Annotated in this window: 15 protein-coding genes and 1 tRNA gene; 4 read left to right on the top strand and 12 right to left on the bottom strand. The window is 66.9% G+C overall.

Annotated elements, in window-relative coordinates; all coding sequences use genetic code 11:
• Positions 1-21: 21 nt before the first annotated feature.
• A complete protein-coding gene (fsa, locus tag ABE454_RS06990) occupies positions 22-675 on the bottom strand; it encodes a fructose-6-phosphate aldolase (protein WP_346530422.1) in 654 nt (217 codons plus the stop codon).
• A 186-nt stretch (positions 676-861) separates the two neighbouring features.
• Here fsa and ABE454_RS06995 point away from each other — a divergent pair, with 186 nt between their 5' ends.
• Positions 862-3,024: a primosomal protein N' gene (locus ABE454_RS06995; protein WP_346530425.1), complete on the top strand. Its 2,163-nt coding sequence runs from the start codon at positions 862-864 to the stop codon at positions 3,022-3,024.
• 40 nt (positions 3,025-3,064) lie between these two features.
• Here ABE454_RS06995 and ABE454_RS07000 read toward each other — a convergent pair.
• The 11 genes from ABE454_RS07000 to ABE454_RS07050 form a co-directional block, all read right to left on the bottom strand.
• Positions 3,065-3,149: transfer RNA gene (locus tag ABE454_RS07000), tRNA-Leu, on the bottom strand.
• 72 nt (positions 3,150-3,221) lie between these two features.
• Positions 3,222-4,076, bottom strand: coding sequence for a hypothetical protein (locus ABE454_RS07005; protein WP_346530427.1), 855 nt, complete (start codon positions 4,074-4,076; stop codon positions 3,222-3,224).
• Positions 4,077-4,152: 76 nt separating this feature from the next.
• On the bottom strand, positions 4,153-5,160 hold the full coding sequence (locus tag ABE454_RS07010) for a fumarylacetoacetate hydrolase family protein (RefSeq protein WP_346530429.1): 1,008 nt from the start codon (positions 5,158-5,160) through the stop codon (positions 4,153-4,155).
• 67 nt (positions 5,161-5,227) lie between these two features.
• Positions 5,228-5,518 carry a hypothetical protein gene (locus tag ABE454_RS07015; RefSeq protein WP_346530430.1) on the bottom strand — a complete coding sequence of 97 codons (291 nt, stop codon included), beginning with the start codon at positions 5,516-5,518 and terminating at the stop codon, positions 5,228-5,230.
• Positions 5,509-5,982 (bottom strand): methyltransferase family protein, encoded by a 474-nt coding sequence (locus tag ABE454_RS07020; protein ID WP_346530432.1) that lies wholly within the window; start codon positions 5,980-5,982, stop codon positions 5,509-5,511. Before ABE454_RS07020 ends, ABE454_RS07015 begins: the two co-directional genes overlap by 10 nt.
• Positions 5,979-7,064, bottom strand: a complete 1,086-nt coding sequence (locus tag ABE454_RS07025) for an isoaspartyl peptidase/L-asparaginase family protein (protein WP_346530434.1) — start codon at positions 7,062-7,064, stop codon at positions 5,979-5,981. Before ABE454_RS07025 ends, ABE454_RS07020 begins: the two co-directional genes overlap by 4 nt.
• A gap of 279 nt (positions 7,065-7,343) precedes the next feature.
• Positions 7,344-7,613, bottom strand: a complete 270-nt coding sequence (locus ABE454_RS07030; protein WP_346530436.1) for an ATP synthase F1 subunit epsilon — start codon at positions 7,611-7,613, stop codon at positions 7,344-7,346.
• Between the two features lie 3 nt (positions 7,614-7,616).
• Entirely contained in the window at positions 7,617-9,125 is a 1,509-nt protein-coding gene (gene atpD, locus ABE454_RS07035; protein WP_346530439.1) for a F0F1 ATP synthase subunit beta, read from the bottom strand.
• A gap of 37 nt (positions 9,126-9,162) precedes the next feature.
• Entirely contained in the window at positions 9,163-10,032 is an 870-nt protein-coding gene (locus ABE454_RS07040) for a F0F1 ATP synthase subunit gamma (protein WP_346530440.1), read from the bottom strand.
• Positions 10,033-10,069: 37 nt separating this feature from the next.
• Positions 10,070-11,602, bottom strand: a complete 1,533-nt coding sequence (gene atpA / locus ABE454_RS07045) for a F0F1 ATP synthase subunit alpha (protein ID WP_346530443.1) — start codon at positions 11,600-11,602, stop codon at positions 10,070-10,072.
• Between the two features lie 67 nt (positions 11,603-11,669).
• Positions 11,670-12,224 (bottom strand): F0F1 ATP synthase subunit delta, encoded by a 555-nt coding sequence (locus ABE454_RS07050; RefSeq protein ID WP_346530445.1) that lies wholly within the window; start codon positions 12,222-12,224, stop codon positions 11,670-11,672.
• Between the two features lie 332 nt (positions 12,225-12,556).
• Here ABE454_RS07050 and ABE454_RS07055 point away from each other — a divergent pair, with 332 nt between their 5' ends.
• From ABE454_RS07055 to lepA, 3 genes are read left to right on the top strand one after another with little or no spacing between them, the layout of a single operon-like run.
• Entirely contained in the window at positions 12,557-13,384 is an 828-nt protein-coding gene (locus ABE454_RS07055; RefSeq protein WP_346530447.1) for a TerC family protein, read from the top strand.
• Between the two features lie 26 nt (positions 13,385-13,410).
• Positions 13,411-14,199 (top strand): glutaminyl-peptide cyclotransferase, encoded by a 789-nt coding sequence (locus tag ABE454_RS07060; protein ID WP_430825891.1) that lies wholly within the window; start codon positions 13,411-13,413, stop codon positions 14,197-14,199.
• A gap of 60 nt (positions 14,200-14,259) precedes the next feature.
• On the top strand, positions 14,260-16,068 hold the full coding sequence (gene lepA, locus ABE454_RS07065) for a translation elongation factor 4 (protein ID WP_346530451.1): 1,809 nt from the start codon (positions 14,260-14,262) through the stop codon (positions 16,066-16,068).
• Positions 16,069-16,105: the final 37 nt, after the last annotated feature.

Genomic DNA, 16,105 nt, shown 5'->3' on the forward strand with positions numbered 1-16,105 from the left:
GACCTCTCATCGGGTCAGAAACTACAGGATGGACTGACCGGTCTTGCCCCAGTCCGCCAGAAACGCATCCAACCCCTTGTCGGTTAACGGGTGCTTGACCAGGGCCTTGAAAACGTCAGCCGGGATGGTCGAGGCGTCGGCGCCGGCCAGTGCAGCGGCGGTCACATGGTCCGCATTGCGCACCGAGGCGGCCAGAATTTCCGTGCTGAAGTCGTGGATGTCGTAAAGGGTGCGGATGTCTTCCAGCAGGCCCACGCCGTCGGCGCCGACATCGTCCAGACGGCCGATGAAGGGCGAGATGAAGGTCGCCCCCGCCTTGGCCGCCAGCATGGCCTGGGCCGCCGAGAAGCACAGGGTGACGTTGGTCTTGATCCCCTTGTCGGCGAAGGCGCGGGTGGCGCGCAGGCCGTCCCACGTCAGCGGCAGCTTGACCACGACGTTGGGAGCGATGGAGGCCAGCTTGTCGCCCTCCTTGACCATGGTCTCGAAGTCGGTGGCCACGGCCTCGGCCGAGATCGGCCCCTCGACCAGGGCGCAGATTTCGGCGATGACCTCGGCGATGTTGCGACCCGACTTTGCGATCAGGCTAGGATTGGTGGTGACGCCGTCCACCATCCCGGTGGGCAGCAGGTCCTTGATGACGGCGACGTCGGCGGTGTCGAGAAAGAGTTTCATGGGGAAGAGTTCTAACCCTGACCAAGGCGAAGGGCGACTCCGATTCTTCTCCTCCCCACTTTGTGGGGAGGTGGCGCGGACGCGCAGCGGCCGTGACGGAGGGGGCGTCTCGACGACGGACGTTTGCGCCACCCCCTCCACCGCTTCGCGGTCCCCCTCCCCACACAGTGGGGAGGAAAGAGCGTGGTGAAGGTCGCCTCTGTCCTCATTCCCCTGCCCGTGCCGGAAGCCTTCGACTACGAAGTCCCCGAGGCGCTGTCGGTCGTGCGCGGCGATCAGGTCGCCGTGCCGCTGGGACCGCGCCTGATCCGGGGCGTGGTGGCCGAGGTGTTCGAGACGACCGGCTCCAATCGCAAGCTGAAGGCGGTCGAGCAGGTGCTGGATGATCCGCGCCTGCCGGAACGGACGCTGGACTTCATCGAATGGGCGGCGCGCTGGACCCTCAGCCCGCCCGGCGAGATGGCGGCGACGGCGCTGAAGGGCCTGCGCGCGCCCCGACCCCGGCCCGAGCGCCGGGTGCGGCGCGTCGAGGGGCGCAGTCCCGCCCGCCCCACGGCGGCGCGCACGGCGGTGCTGGAGGCGCTGGGGACGCGGTCCATGCCCGGCCCCGATCTGGCCCGCGCGGCGAGCGTCTCGTCCGGCGTGGTCAAGGGACTGGTCGATGAAGGAGTGCTGGAGGCGTTTGAGGTCGAGGCCGTCGCCGCCTTCGATCCGCCCGATCCCGACCATGCGCCCGCGACCCTGAACCCCGATCAGGCGGCCTCGGCTGCGGCCATCGCCGAGGCGACCGCGGCGGGCGGCTTCGCGCCCTTCCTGCTGGACGGGGTGACGGGCTCGGGCAAGACGGAGGCCTATCTGGAGGCGGCGGCGCGGGCGCTGCGCGCCGATCCGACGGCGCAGGTGCTGATCCTGCTGCCTGAGATCGCCCTGACCCAGGCGGTGATCGAGCGCATCACCGCCCGCTTCGGCGTCGCCCCGGCTGAATGGCATTCCGGCGTCGCCCCGCCGCGCCGGCGACAGGCGTGGGAGGCGGTGGTCGCCGGGCGCTGCAACATCGTGGTCGGCGCGCGCTCGGCCCTGTTCCTGCCCTACGCCAACCTGCGCCTGATCGTGGTGGACGAGGAGCACGACGGCTCGTTCAAACAGGAGGAGGGGCTGGTCTATCACGGCCGCGACCTGGCCGTGGCGCGGGCGCGGATCGAGGGGGCGGCGGTGGTCCTGGCCTCGGCCACCCCGTCGCTGGAGACCCTGTGGAACGCCCATCAGGGGCGGTATCGCTGGCTGAAGCTGGCAGCGCGGCACGGGGCGGCGGTGCTGCCCGAGATCGGCCTGATCGACCTGCGCGAATGTCCGCCCGATCCGCAGACCTGGCTGTCCCAGCCTCTGCGCGAAGCCATCGGCGAGACGCTGGCGCGGGGCGAACAGAGCCTGTTGTTCCTCAACCGGCGCGGCTATGCGCCGGTGGTGCTGTGCCGGTCGTGCGGGCATCGGCTGACGGCGCCGGATACGGATTCATGGCTGGTCGAGCATCGCTATACCGGCCGGCTGGTCTGCCATCTGACCGGCTTCTCCATGCCCAAGCCCAAGGCCTGTCCCTCGTGCGGGGCCGAAGATTCGCTGGTCCCCGTGGGCCCGGGCGTCGAACGGGTCGAGGAGGAGGTGCGCCAGCTCTTCCCGCAGGCGCGCACCGCCGTCTTCAGCTCGGACACCGTGCCGGACGGCAAGTCGGCCCGCGCCCTGATCCAATCCATGGCCGACGGCGAGATCGACATCCTGGTCGCCACCCAAGCTGCGGCGAAAGGCCACAACTTCCCGCGTCTGACGCTGGTCGGGGTGGTCGATGCGGACCTAGGGCTTCGCGGCGGCGACCTGCGCGCGGCCGAGCGGACCTATCAGCTTCTGGCTCAGGCAACGGGCCGGGCGGGGCGGGCGGACAAGCCGGGTCGCGCCCTGCTGCAGACCTGGACGCCTGAGCATCCGGTGCTTCAGGCGCTGGCGGCGGGCGACCGCGACGCCTTCGTCGAGGCCGAGATGGCCGAGCGCGAGGCCGCCTCCCTGCCGCCTCACGGCCGTCTGGCGGCGCTGATCCTGTCCAGCGAGAACGCCATGGCGGTCGAGAAGGTCGCCCGCGATCTGGCTGAGGCCATCCCCAACGCCGAACGACTGGAGGTCTACGGCCCCGCCGACGCGCCGCTGGCTCTGGTGCGGGGGCGTCGGCGCAAGCGGCTGCTGGTCCGGGCCGACCGGGACGTGAACCTTCAGGCTTTCCTGCGCGCCTGGCTGGCGCGGGTGAAGGTTCCGGCCTCGGTTCGGCTGACGGTGGACGTGGATCCGTATAATTTTCTGTAGAGCCGCGGCGCTGTGAGCTGCCTGCGCTGAAATCGACATATGGTGCCGGTGGTCGGACTCGAACCGACACTCCTTGCGGAACCGGATTTTGAGTCCGGCGCGTCTACCAATTCCACCACACCGGCACGGTCTGGATCAAGGCGGCGCAATCTAGCGGCGGCGAAGCCTCCGTCAATCGAAGATCGCACCGTGATGCGTCATTCGTCGCCGCGACGGATGCGGCTGCCTGTCGAGAACTCGGGATCGGACATGCTGTAGTTGACGCGATAGACGATCAGACGGGTCGGAATAGGCCCATCGCCGCCGCCGCGATTTTCCAGTTGCCCCTTGCGTGTTCCGCGAATGGCGGCGGCGCCGAAGCCGCCGTCGACCGGAAATTCAGTCTCGACCACACAATCGTCAACCCGGCCGTTGGCCTGACTGAGGCAGGTGATGACCGCAAATCCCGCCGTATAGGTCCGCCCTTCGGGGTACTCAGGTTGGGGCAGCCGTTTCCAGGTCAGGTTGGTTGGGAGGCCGTCATCCTTTAGCTCGTCCAGTTGCTGGTCACGCGGATCGACAAGAGGTCGGTCGCAGGCCGCCAGAGACTGATCTATTGCGGCGTTGGATGCAGGCAGCTCCACCCGATAGCGCAGGTTTCGACCGCCTTCGCCGCCTCCGGGCGCCACGATCGTCATCGGTCCGCCCTCTCGCATCTGGCGCGCCAGGGGCGCGGGCAGTTCCGAAAAGGCGATGCTGGGATTATCGCCCAACAGGAAGCGCTGCTCCGCTTCCTCCTCATCACCGATGCCGATGACGAGCGTGCGGTTGGCTTTATGGAGGTCCTTGCTCTGTGGCGCCGCCGGCAGGCCGCCGATCATGACCTGATAGACCCCCCGTTGGCATCGGGCGGCCAACAGAAGACCACTGTCGAACTGAGTATAGGCCACGGTCAGCTGGTTCTCGGGCTGAATCAGCAGATCCCAGTCATCCGAGTCCTGAGCAAGCGCTGATGAGGCCGCCATCAGACTGAAGACAGCAGCCGCCAGGCCCTGAAACAATCTGCTTTTCATCGACCTTCCTCGCGCCATAACCGGAATAGTTAGCCGGTCTGCGTCTCGCCGCAAGCGACAACAGACCGGCGTTTGCTCAGGCGTCCGCCACCGTCTGTTCGATGGCGCCGAACAGGCTGTGGTTTTTTTCGTCCAGCATTTCGATGCGGACGGTGTCGCCGTGCTTGAGGAAGGGGGTCTTGGCCGCGCCGCTCTGGATGGTCTCGACCGTGCGGATTTCGGCGATGCAGCTGTAGCCAAGACCGCCTTCGGACACCGGCTTGCCGGGGCCGCCGTCGGCGTCCTTGTTCGACACCGTGCCCGAGCCGATGATCGTCCCGGCGCCCAGGGCGCGGGTCTTGGCCAGATGGGCGATCAGCGTGCCGAAGTCGAAGGTCATGTCGACGCCCGCATCGGCGCGGCCGAAGTCCTGGCCGTTGATCTGAACCAGAAGGGCGCCGTGCAGCTTTCCGTCTTGCCAGCGGTCGCCGAGGGCATCCGGCGTGATGAAGACCGGCGACAGGGCGCTGGCGGGCTTGGACTGGACGAAGCCGAAGCCCTTGGACAGTTCGCCGGGGATCAGGCCGCGAAGCGAGACGTCGTTGACCAGGCCGACCAGGCGGATCGCCGCCAGGGCCTCTTCGCGCGTCGCGCCCAGCGGCACGTCGCCGGTGACGACCACGATCTCGGCCTCCAGGTCGCAGCCCCAGGCCTCGTCCTTCAGCGGGATGGCGTCGCGCGGCGACAGGAAACCGTCGGAGCCGCCCTGATACATCAGCGGGTCAGTCCAGAAGCTCTGGGGCATCTCGGCGCCGCGCGCCTTACGCACCAGTTCGACGTGGTTCACATAGGCCGAGCCGTCGGCCCACTGATAGGCGCGGGGCAGGGGGGCGGCGGCCTCATGCTCGCGGAAGCGGCCGCGCGGCACCGCTTCATGTTCAAGGCTTTGGGCAAGGGCGCGCAACAGCGGTTCGCAGCGCTCCCAGTCATCCAGCGCCGCCTGCAGCGTCGGCGCGATCAGGAAGGCGTCCGTGAACCAGTTCAGGTCGTTGGAGACGACAACGAGGCGGCCGTCACGGCCGTGCTTGAGCGAGGCGAGTTTCATGGGACGAAGCTAGTCTTGGCTGAGGCGATTGGGAAGCGGGCAGATGATCGACGCGAGCGTTGTTCGATCAACGGTCGGGCGGGGTGATGACAGCACGGGCCTCGGCGCCGGTCTGGAGTGCTGGATCGCGGACTTCGACCTCGACGATGACGGCCCCGGCGGGCTCGTGCGACCACAGGTAGCGGCGCTCGATCTCGACCGTGCGGCCGGACGGGGCCATGCCCTCATAGGTGTCGCCCCACGGAGTGATGGCCTTCATCTCGACCCAGCGCAGCCCGCAGGCGGCGTCCAGTTCCTCGATGGCCATTTCCGACAGTTCATCGGCGTGGGGCGGGGGCGATTCGGGGCTCACAGCCATCGGCGGACCCTTCCTTTATAGGCCGCATAGTCGGCGCCGAAGCGGGCCGTCAGATAGCGTTCTTCGCGGGCGATGACGAAGCGGTCGATGACGATCAGACAGGGCAGGATCAGGGCCAGGGCGACCGGGCTGTCCATGGCGACGGCGAACCCGACATAGGTCAGGGCGAAGCCCAGATAGATCGGGTTGCGGCTGAAGCGATAGAGGCCGCCGGTGGCCAGCGCCGTCGTCGGCTTCCATGGCTCTGGCGGGGTGCCCAGACGGCGGAAGGTTCCGGCGGCGATCCCGTCCAGCGCCAGACCGCCGATCACCAGCACAAAGGCCAGACCGCGCCGCCAGTCCGTCGCCAGCCCCAGCGACGGCTCGTCGATCAGGCGGCCGATCCCGAACCCGGCCAGCAGAAAGGCCAGATAGATCAGGGGCGGGGGCGCGATGACCCCCGCATGGTCGCCCCTGGCGCTCAACGCGCGCCTTCTTCGTCGCCATAGATGGCGACGCGGGCGGGCGAGGTCGAGGACACCGCCCCGCGATACATGCCCGAGGTGTTCATCGAGAAGGCGTGGACGCCGTCCTTGCCCATGACGATGACGCCGCCGTCGCCGCCGATGGACCCGACCTCGGCGATTTCGGCGTCGGCGGCCTGTTGCACGCTGGCGCCCTCGGCGGTGCGGCGGCAGATGTCGCGCGCGACGGTGGCGCGGATGAAGTATTCGCCCGTGCCGGTGGCCGAGACGGCGCAGCCGTCGGCGTTGGAGGCATAGGTGCCTGCGCCGATGATCGGCACGTCGCCGACCCGGCCCCAGCGCTTGGCCGTGGTGCCGCCGGTCGAGGTGCCTGCGGCCAGACGACCCTGGCTGTCGACGGCCACGGCGCCGACGGTGCCGAACTTGCGCTCGTCCAGCGGGGCTTCATGCAGGTTGAAGGCCAGCGGCGCGGCTGGGCCCAGGCGGGCCGGTTCGGCGGGCGCGCCTTCGGGGCGCGGCGGCAGGGGCTCGCCCGCATCGCGCAGCGCCTTCAGCAGGGCCTGCCAGCGGCTTTCGGTGAAGAAGAAGCCGGGGCCGACTTCTTCCAGACCGGCCGAGCGGGCGAAGGTTTCGGCGCCTTCGCCGATCAGCATGACGTGGGGCGACTTCTCCATCACCGCGCGGGCGGCGGCGATCGGGTGGCGCGTGCGGGTCAGGCCCGCGACGGCCCCGGCGTTCAGGTCCGTGCCGTCCATGACGGCGGCGTCCAGTTCATTCTTCCCGGCCGAGGTGAAGACGGCGCCCTTGCCCGCGTTGAACAGGGGGTTCTCCTCCATCACCTCGATGGCGGCCTGAACCGCGTCCAGCGACGAGCCGCCGCGCGCCAGCACGGCCGACCCGGCGTCCAGCGCCGCCTGCAGGCCCGCGCGATAGGCGGCGTCGCGCTCGGGGCTCAGCTGGGCGCGCTCGATCACGCCCGCGCCGCCGTGAATGGCCAGCGACCATTGCGGCGCGTCCTGAGCGACGGCCGAAGAGGCCAGCAGGGCGACAGCCGCAGCGGCGGCGAAGGCGATGGATTTCATTTCAGGCTCCCCGGTTGTTGTTTTTCTCCGCCAGACGGGCGCCCAGAGCGCTGGCGGCGTGCGGTCGGCGAAGAGTGTCACCGCACCTGCCTTTCACGCCACAGCCGCCTCAACGGAGGAACTGGCGAACCTAGTCCCGCTGTTCAGCCCGGAGGTCAAGCCGTCCAGAGGCGTCGCCTTGCGGACGCTGGCCAGCAAAAAGGCGCCGAAGCTGAAAGCTCACGGCGCCTTATGTCGCTTGTGCAGAGCCGAACCGAAATCCGGCGCTGTTCAGAAGCCTCAGGCCGAAGCCAGCTCCGAAGCCTCTTCGGCCAGGATGGTCAGGCCTTCGCCGTTGACGTCGGCGAAGCCGCCCTTGACCTCGAAGCGGCGGCGCTGGGCGCCGTCATAGACCGTCACCACGCCTTCGCGCAGGGTGGTCATGAAGGGCGCGTGGCCCGGCAGGACGCCGAAGTCGCCCTCGACGCCCGGCGCATCGACCTGATCGACCGAGCCGGCGAAGACTTCGCGTTCCGGGGCGACGAGGGAGAAGTTCAGCTTACCGGCCATGACTTAGGCTTCCGCAGCCATCTTGGCGGCCTTCTCGACAGCCTCTTCGATGGCGCCGACCATGTAGAAGGCGGCTTCCGGCAGGTGGTCGTATTCACCGTCGCAGATCGCCTTGAACGAGCGGATGGTGTCGGCCAGTTCGACGAACTTGCCCGGCGAACCGGTGAACTGCTCGGCCACGAAGAAGGGCTGCGACAGGAAGCGGCTGATCTTGCGGGCGCGCGACACGACCAGCTTGTCGTCTTCCGACAGCTCGTCCATGCCCAGGATGGCGATGATGTCCTTCAGCGCCTTGTACTGCTGCAGGGTTTCCTGCACGCGGCGAGCGACCGTGTAGTGCTCTTCGCCGATGACCAGCGGGTCCATGATCCGCGAGGTGGAGTCCAGCGGGTCCACGGCCGGGAAGATGGCTTGGGCGGCGATGTCGCGGTTCAGAACCGTGGTCGCATCCAGGTGGGCGAACGAGGCGGCGGGCGCCGGGTCGGTCAGGTCGTCAGCCGGGACGTAGATGGCCTGGATCGAGGTGATCGAGCCCTTCTTGGTCGAGGTGATGCGCTCCTGCAGGTTGCCCATCTCGGTGGCCAGCGTCGGCTGATAGCCCACGGCCGAGGGGATGCGGCCCAGCAGAGCCGACATTTCCGAACCGGCCTGCGTGAAGCGGAAGATGTTGTCGATGAACAGCAGGACGTCCTTGCCCTCTTCATCGCGGAAGTATTCGGCCTGGGCCAGGCCGGTCAGGGCGACGCGGGCGCGGGCGCCGGGGGGCTCGTTCATCTGGCCGTAGACCAGGGCGCATTTGGAGCCTTCGCCGCCGCCGGCGATGTTCACGTTCGACTCGATCATCTCGTGATACAGGTCGTTGCCTTCGCGGGTGCGTTCGCCCACGCCGGCCAGAACCGAATAACCGCCGTAAGCCTTGGCGATGTTGTTGATCAGTTCCTGCATGGTCACGGTCTTGCCGACGCCGGCGCCGCCGAACAGGCCGGTCTTGCCGCCCTTGGTGTAGGGGCAGATCAGGTCGATGACCTTGATGCCCGTGACCAGGATTTCCGACGAGGTCGACTGCTCTTCGAACGAAGGCGCCTCGCGGTGGATCGGGCGGAACTCGGTGGTCTTGATCGGACCGGCTTCGTCGATCGGCTGGCCGACGACGTTCATGATGCGGCCCAGCGTGCCCGGACCGACCGGCGCCATGATCGACTTGCCAGTGTCGACGACGGCCTGGCCGCGCGTCAGACCTTCGGTCGTGTCCATGGCGATGGTGCGGACCATGTTCTCACCCAGGTGCTGGGCGACTTCCAGAACCAGGGTGAAGGGCTCGCCCGTCTTCTGGTCGACGTTCTGGGTTTCCAGAGCGTTCAGGATGCCCGGCAGGTGGCCGTCGAACTCAACGTCGACGACTGCGCCGATGACCTGGGCGATCTTGCCCTGGGCCGTAACGGCGGCGGCGGCCTTCTTGGGAGCGGCCGGCTTTTTGGCGGCGGGTTTCTTCGGGGCGGTGGTGTCGGTCATCGGTGCTTGTCCGTGTCGAATGTCAGCTGTGTCGGGATCAGAGCGCTTCAGCGCCGGCGATGATCTCGATCAGCTCGGTGGTGATCTGAGCCTGGCGGGAACGGTTGTACTGCAGCGTCAGGGCGCTGATGAGATCGCCCGCATTGCGCGTGGCGTTGTCCATCGCAGCCATCTGGGCGCCGAAGAAGCCGGCCTGGTTTTCCAGAAGGGCGGCCAAGATCTGCGTCGTCAGGTTGCGCGGCAGCAGGGTCTCGAGGATGTCCTCTTCCGACGGCTCATACTCATAGAGCGCGCCAGCGTCGGCCGAGGCGTCCGCGTCGACTTCGGCCGGGGCCAGCTGACGCAGCGACGGGACCTGGGAGATCACCGACTTGAACTGGCTGTAGAAGAGGGTGACCTTGTCGGCCTCGCCCGCCTCGAACTTTTCGGCCAGCAGTTCGGCGATCGGCTGGGCCGAATGCAGACCCACCGTCTTGTGCTCGCTCAGTTCGAAGGTCTTGACGACCTTGTCGCCGAACAGGCGGCTCAGCTGGTCGCGCGACTTGCGGCCGACGGCCACGATCTCGACCGTCTTGCCGTTGGCAATCAGGCTGTTGATGTGGTCGCGCGCAGCGCGGATGACGTTGGTCGAGAACCCGCCCGCCAGGCCCTTATCGGCCGTGGCGACGACGACCAGATGCTTCTGGTCGGCGCCGGTTCCGGTCATCAGGCGCGGGCCGTCGTCGCCGAGGCCGGCCGCCAGGTTGGCGATGACCGAGGCCATCCGCGTCGCATAGGGACGGGCGTTCTCCGCCTGCTCCTGGGCGCGCTTCAGCTTGGCCGCCGCGACCATCTGCATGGCTTTCGTGATCTTCTGCGTCGCTTTGACGCTTCCGATCCGATCGCGCATTTCCTTGAGGCTAGCCATCCGGCTCTGCTCTTCCTTTGACTACAGGGCCGAACGATCAGGCGAAGGTCTTGGCGAAGGCCGCCAGGATGTCCTTCAGCTCGGCTTCCAGCTCGGGCGTCAGGGCCTTCTTGGTGCGGATGCCTTCCAGCAGCGAGGCGTGGTTGGCGTGGACGCGGGCCAGCAGTTCGCTCTCGAAGCGGCCGACGTCCGAGACGGCGATGCCGTCCAGATAGCCGCGCGTGCCGGCGTAGATGGAGACGACCTGCTCTTCGACGGCCAGCGGCGAATACTGCGGCTGCTTCAGCAGCTCGGTCAGGCGGGCGCCGCGCGCCAGCAGCTTCTGGGTCGAGATGTCCAGGTCCGAGCCGAACTTCGCGAAGGCGGCCATTTCACGATACTGGGCCAGTTCGCCCTTAATCGAACCGGCGACCTGCTTCATGGCCTTGATCTGAGCCGAGGAGCCGACGCGCGACACAGAGATGCCGACGTTCACGGCCGGACGGATGCCCTGATAGAACAGGTCCGATTCCAGGAAGATCTGGCCGTCGGTGATCGAGATCACGTTGGTCGGGATGTAGGCCGACACGTCGTTGGCCTGGGTTTCAATGATCGGCAGGGCGGTCAGCGAGCCCGAGCCGTAGTCCTCGTTCAGCTTGGCCGAACGCTCCAGCAGGCGGCTGTGCAGGTAGAAGACGTCGCCCGGATAGGCTTCACGGCCCGGCGGACGGCGCAGCAGCAGCGACATCTGGCGGTAGGCCACGGCCTGCTTGGACAGGTCGTCATAGATGATCAGGCCGTGCATGCCGTTGTCGCGGAAATACTCGCCCATGGCGGTGCCGGCGAACGGAGCCAGGAACTGCAGCGGGGCCGGTTCCGACGCCGTGGCGGCCACGACGATGGTGTATTCCAGCGCGCCCGACTCTTCGAGGGTCTTGACGATCTGGGCCACGGTCGAGCGCTTCTGACCGATGGCGACGTAGATGCAGTACAGCTTGGCGGACTCGTCGTCCGACTTGTTGACCGTCTTCTGGTTCAGGATGGTGTCGATGGCGACGGCTGTCTTGCCGACCTGACGGTCGCCAATGATCAGTTCGCGCTGGCCGCGGCCGACCGGGATCAGGGTGTCGATGGCCTTCATGCCCGTCTGCATCGGCTCGTGAACCGACTTGCGCGGGATGATGCCGGGGGCCTTCACGTCGACGCGGCGACGCTCGGTGAACTGGATCGGGCCCTTGCCGTCGATCGGCTCGCCCAGCGGGTTGACGACGCGGCCCAGCAGGCCCTTGCCGACCGGCACGTCCACGATCTCGCCCAGGCGGCGCACGTCGTCGCCCTCGGCGATGGCGGCGTCCGCGCCGAAGATCACGGCGCCGACGTTGTCGCGTTCCAGGTTCAGGGCCATGCCCTTCACGCCGGCCTTGGTGAACTCGACCATTTCACCGGCCTGAACGTTGTCCAGACCGTGAATGCGCGCGATGCCGTCGCCGACCGACAGCACCTGGCCGACGTCCGAGACGTCGGCTTCCACGCCGAAGTTGGCGATCTGCGACTTGAGGATGGCCGAGATTTCGGCGGCGCGGATATCCATGATTGGCTCTTTCGGCTTTCGTCTTCGGTGCGGGCCCGCTGGCCCGGCTTGATCTGGAATTCGGGGCTTAGGCGCGCTTCAGCGCAAAGGTCATCTGGTCGAGCTTGGTCTTCAGCGAGGCGTCGAACAGCTTCGAGCCCACCTTGACCTTGAGGCCGCCCAGGATCGACGGATCGACGCGGGCGGTCAGCTCGGGGTCGCGGCCCAGGGCGGCGCGCAGCTCGGCCTGGATCTTCTTGGTCTGGGCGGCGCTCAGCGCCACGGCCGAGACCACCTCTGCGGCCACGACGCCCGTCTTCTTGGCGTACAGCGCCTCAAAAGCGGCGATCACGCCCGGCAGGTCCGACGCGCGGCCGTTCTGGCCCAGCAGGCCCAGGAAGTTGCGCGTCGTCACATTGAACTTGGCCTTGTCGGCGATGGCGCCCAGACCCTTGGCCTGATCCACCGACGCCACGACAGGCGATGTGGCCAGACGGCGCAGGTCCGCACTGTCCAGCCAGGCCGCCTTCAGCGCGCCCAGATCGGCGCGCACGGCGTCCAGCGCCCCCGTCTCGTCCGCGAGGTCGAACAGCGCCTGTGCATACCGTTCGCCGACTTCCGTCGTCCTGAAATCGTCCGCCACTTATATTGGTCCGCGTCTGAAGCGATTGTCGCAAGACCGGCCGCAGTCGCCTGCGCCAGCCAAGGGCCTGATATGCTTTAAGAAAGCACGCTGGGGACGCATCTTTGGATACGCCCTTCGCTAAAGCCGCGCGGCTGATACCATGCAAGGCCGCAACCCGCAACCAATGGGCGCGGAACGATAACGCCGCACCCGCGCTCTCTTTGGTCGAAGACGCACCGGTCAAGCGGGAGCCGAGACAACAGCCTGCGACGATGACGACGCCGCCGACCGCTTGATGCGTGCTCACGCTCCCGTTACCGAAAAAGTCTTAACCTCCATCAGGAACCCCGATGCTTGAGAGCATAACCCCGCTGTTGACCGATCCTGCCGCCTGGGCGGCCCTTGTGACCCTTGTGGTCATGGAGGTGGTGCTGGGGATCGACAACCTGATCTTCATCTCGATCCTGTCGAACAAGCTGCCCCCGGAACACCGTCAGCGCACGCGCCGTATCGGCATCGGCCTGGCCCTCATCATGCGCCTGGGCCTTCTGGCCACGATCGGCTGGATCGTCGGCCTGACCACGCCCGTGTTCAACCTGGGCTTTCATGGCGAGAACTTCGACACCTCCTTCTCCTGGCGCGACCTGATCCTGATCGCGGGCGGCCTGTTCCTGCTGTGGAAGGCCACCAAGGAGATCCACCACGCCGTCGACGTCACCCCGTCGAACGACATGCTGGAGAAGGACAAGAAGGACGTCGTCATCAACAATGTCGGCGCGGCCATTTTCCAGATCATCCTGCTGGACCTGGTGTTCTCGGTCGACTCCATCCTGACCGCCGTGGGCATGACCGACCACATCCCCATCATGATGACGGCCGTGATCATCGCCGTGACCGTCATGCTGCTGGCCGCCGATCCGCTGGCCAACTTCATCGACAAGAACCCGACGGTGGTCATGCTGGCCCTGGGCTTCCTGCTGATGATCGGCGCGGTCTTGATCGCGGACGGTTTCGGCGTTCATGTGCCCAAGGGTTATATCTACGCCGCCATGGCCTTCTCGGCCCTGGTCGAGGGTCTGAACATGTGGTCGCGCAACGCCAAGATCAGAAAAGACAAGGCGGAAGAAGCCGCCAGAGCCGCCGTTAACAAGGCGGAAACCGCCGAGCCGGGCGTCTGATCGTGCATATCGGGCCGGTCCTGGCGATGCTGCTGTTGGCGCTGCCTGCGTCAGCGGCGGCGCAGGCGCCGGGACCGGCCCCCTCTTCTTCCCCCGCCCAAGCTGCGCCCGCCCGCGTGCCAGTCTATGGCTATGAAGTGGTGCGGACCTTCCCCCACGACCCGACCGCCTTCACCCAGGGTCTGGTCATCCGCGACGACGTGCTGATCGAGAGCACCGGCCGCAATCCCTCCAGCGTGCGCCGCGTGCGGCTGGAAGACGGCGCCGTGCTGCAGAAGCGCGCTCTCGATCCCGAATATTTCGGCGAAGGCCTGACCGAGAAGGACGGCCGCGTCTTCTCCCTGTCCTGGGTCAACGGCGTCGGCTTCATCTGGAGCGCGGACGACCTGAAGCCCGTCTCCCGCTTCACCTATGAAGGCGAGGGCTGGGGGCTGACGCACGATGGGACGCGCCTGATCCTGTCGGACGGCTCGGCGGCCCTGCGTTTCCTCGACCCCGATACTCAAGCCGAAACAGGCCGCGTCTCCGTCACCCTGAACGGCCGCCCGGTACGCCAGCTGAACGAGTTGGAATGGATCGACGGCGAGGTCTGGGCCAACGTCTGGCAGACCGACTATATCGTCCGCATCGACCCTGCGTCCGGCCACGTGGTCGGCGTCATCGACCTCAGCGGCCTGCTGCCCCGGGATCAGGTGAAGGATCCGGTCGACGACGTGCTGAACGGCATCGCCTGGGACGCGCAGAACCGCCGCCTGTTCGTCACTGGCAAGAACTGGCCCAGCCTGTTCGAGATCCGGCTGACCGGGCCGAGGTAGTCGCGCTACGGTTTCACGCCTCCCGTGGCGCAATCGCTCGGGCCGTGCTACGCGCGCCGCATGACGACGCCTCCTATTGAACGCATCCGCAATTTCTCGGTGGTCGCCCATATCGACCACGGCAAGTCGACCCTGTCGGACCGCCTGATCCAGTTCACGGGCGGCCTGACCGCGCGCGAAATGTCCGAGCAGGTGCTCGACAACATGGACATCGAGAAAGAGCGCGGCATCACCATCAAGGCGCAGACCGTGCGCCTGAACTATAAGGCCAAGGACGGTGAGACCTACGTCCTGAACCTGATGGACACGCCTGGCCACGTCGACTTCGCCTATGAGGTGTCGCGTTCGCTGGCCGCCTGCGAAGGCTCGATCCTGGTGGTGGACGCCTCGCAGGGCGTTGAGGCCCAGACGCTGGCCAACGTCTATCAGGCGATCGACAACAACCATGAGATCGTCCCGGTCCTGAACAAGATCGACCTGCCTGCCGCCGAGCCGGACCGGGTGCGGGCCCAGATCGAGGACGTCATCGGCATTGACGCCTCGGAGGCCGTCATGTGCTCGGCCAAGTCGGGCATCGGCATCGAGGACGTGCTTGAGGCCATCGTCGCCCGCCTGCCCGCGCCCAAGGGCGACATCAACGCCCCGCTGAAGGCCATGCTGGTCGACGCCTGGTACGACCCCTATCTGGGCGTGGTGCTGCTGGTGCGCGTGTTTGACGGCGTGCTGAAGGCCGGGATGCGCGTCAAGATGATGCAGACCGGCTCAACCCATCTGGTCGATCGCGTCGGCGTCTTCCTGCCCAAGAACACCCCGGTCGAGCAGCTTGGCCCCGGCGAGGTCGGCTTCATCACCGCCCAGATCAAGGAAGTAGCCCACGCCGCCGTCGGCGACACCATTACCGACGAGAAGAAGCCCACGGCCGAACCGCTGAAGGGCTTTAAGGAAGTCCAGTCGGTGGTGTTCTGCGGCCTGTTCCCGGTCGATGCCGCCGACTTTGAAGACCTGCGCGCCGCCATCGGCAAGCTGCGCCTGAACGACGCCAGCTTCACCTATGAGATGGAATCCTCTGCCGCCCTCGGCTTCGGCTTCCGCTGCGGCTTCCTGGGTCTGCTGCACCTGGAGATCATCCAGGAGCGTCTGAGCCGCGAGTTCAACCTCGACCTGATCGCGACGGCCCCCTCGGTCGTCTACAAGATCGGCCTGCGCGACGGGACCGAGATCGACCTGCACAACCCGGCCGACCTGCCGGACGTCATGCAGATCGAAACGATCAGCGAGCCGTGGATCAAGGCCACCATCCTGACGCCTGACGAATACCTCGGCGGCGTGATCAAGCTGTGCCAGGACCGTCGCGGCAGCCAGATCGAGCTGTCCTACGTCGGCAGCCGGGCGCTGGTCGTCTATGAGCTGCCGCTGAACGAGGTGGTGTTCGACTTCTACGACCGGCTGAAGTCGATCTCGAAGGGCTATGCCTCGTTCGACTATGAGATCACCGACTACAAGGTCGGCGACCTGGTGAAGATGTCGATCCTGGTCAACGCCGAGCCGGTGGACGCCCTCAGCATGCTGGTCCACCGCGCCCGCGCCGAGACGCGCGGCCGCGGCATGGTCGAGAAGATGAAGGAACTGATCCCGCCCCACATGTTCGTCATCCCGATCCAGGCGGCCATCGGCGGCAAGATCATCGCCCGCGAGACGGTGCGCGCCCTGCGCAAGGACGTGACCAGCAAGTGCTACGGCGGCGACGCCACCCGCAAGAAGAAGCTGCTGGAGAAGCAGAAGGCGGGCAAGAAGCGCATGCGCCAGTTCGGCAAGGTGGAGATTCCGCAGGAAGCCTTCATCGCCGCTCTGAAGATGGACGAGGATTGATCGGTCTTCGTCGCCGCTTCTCGAAGGCTCATAAGAC

The sequence above is a fragment of the Brevundimonas diminuta genome, assembly GCF_039673845.1.
Taxonomy (GTDB): Bacteria; Pseudomonadota; Alphaproteobacteria; order Caulobacterales; family Caulobacteraceae; genus Brevundimonas; species Brevundimonas diminuta_E.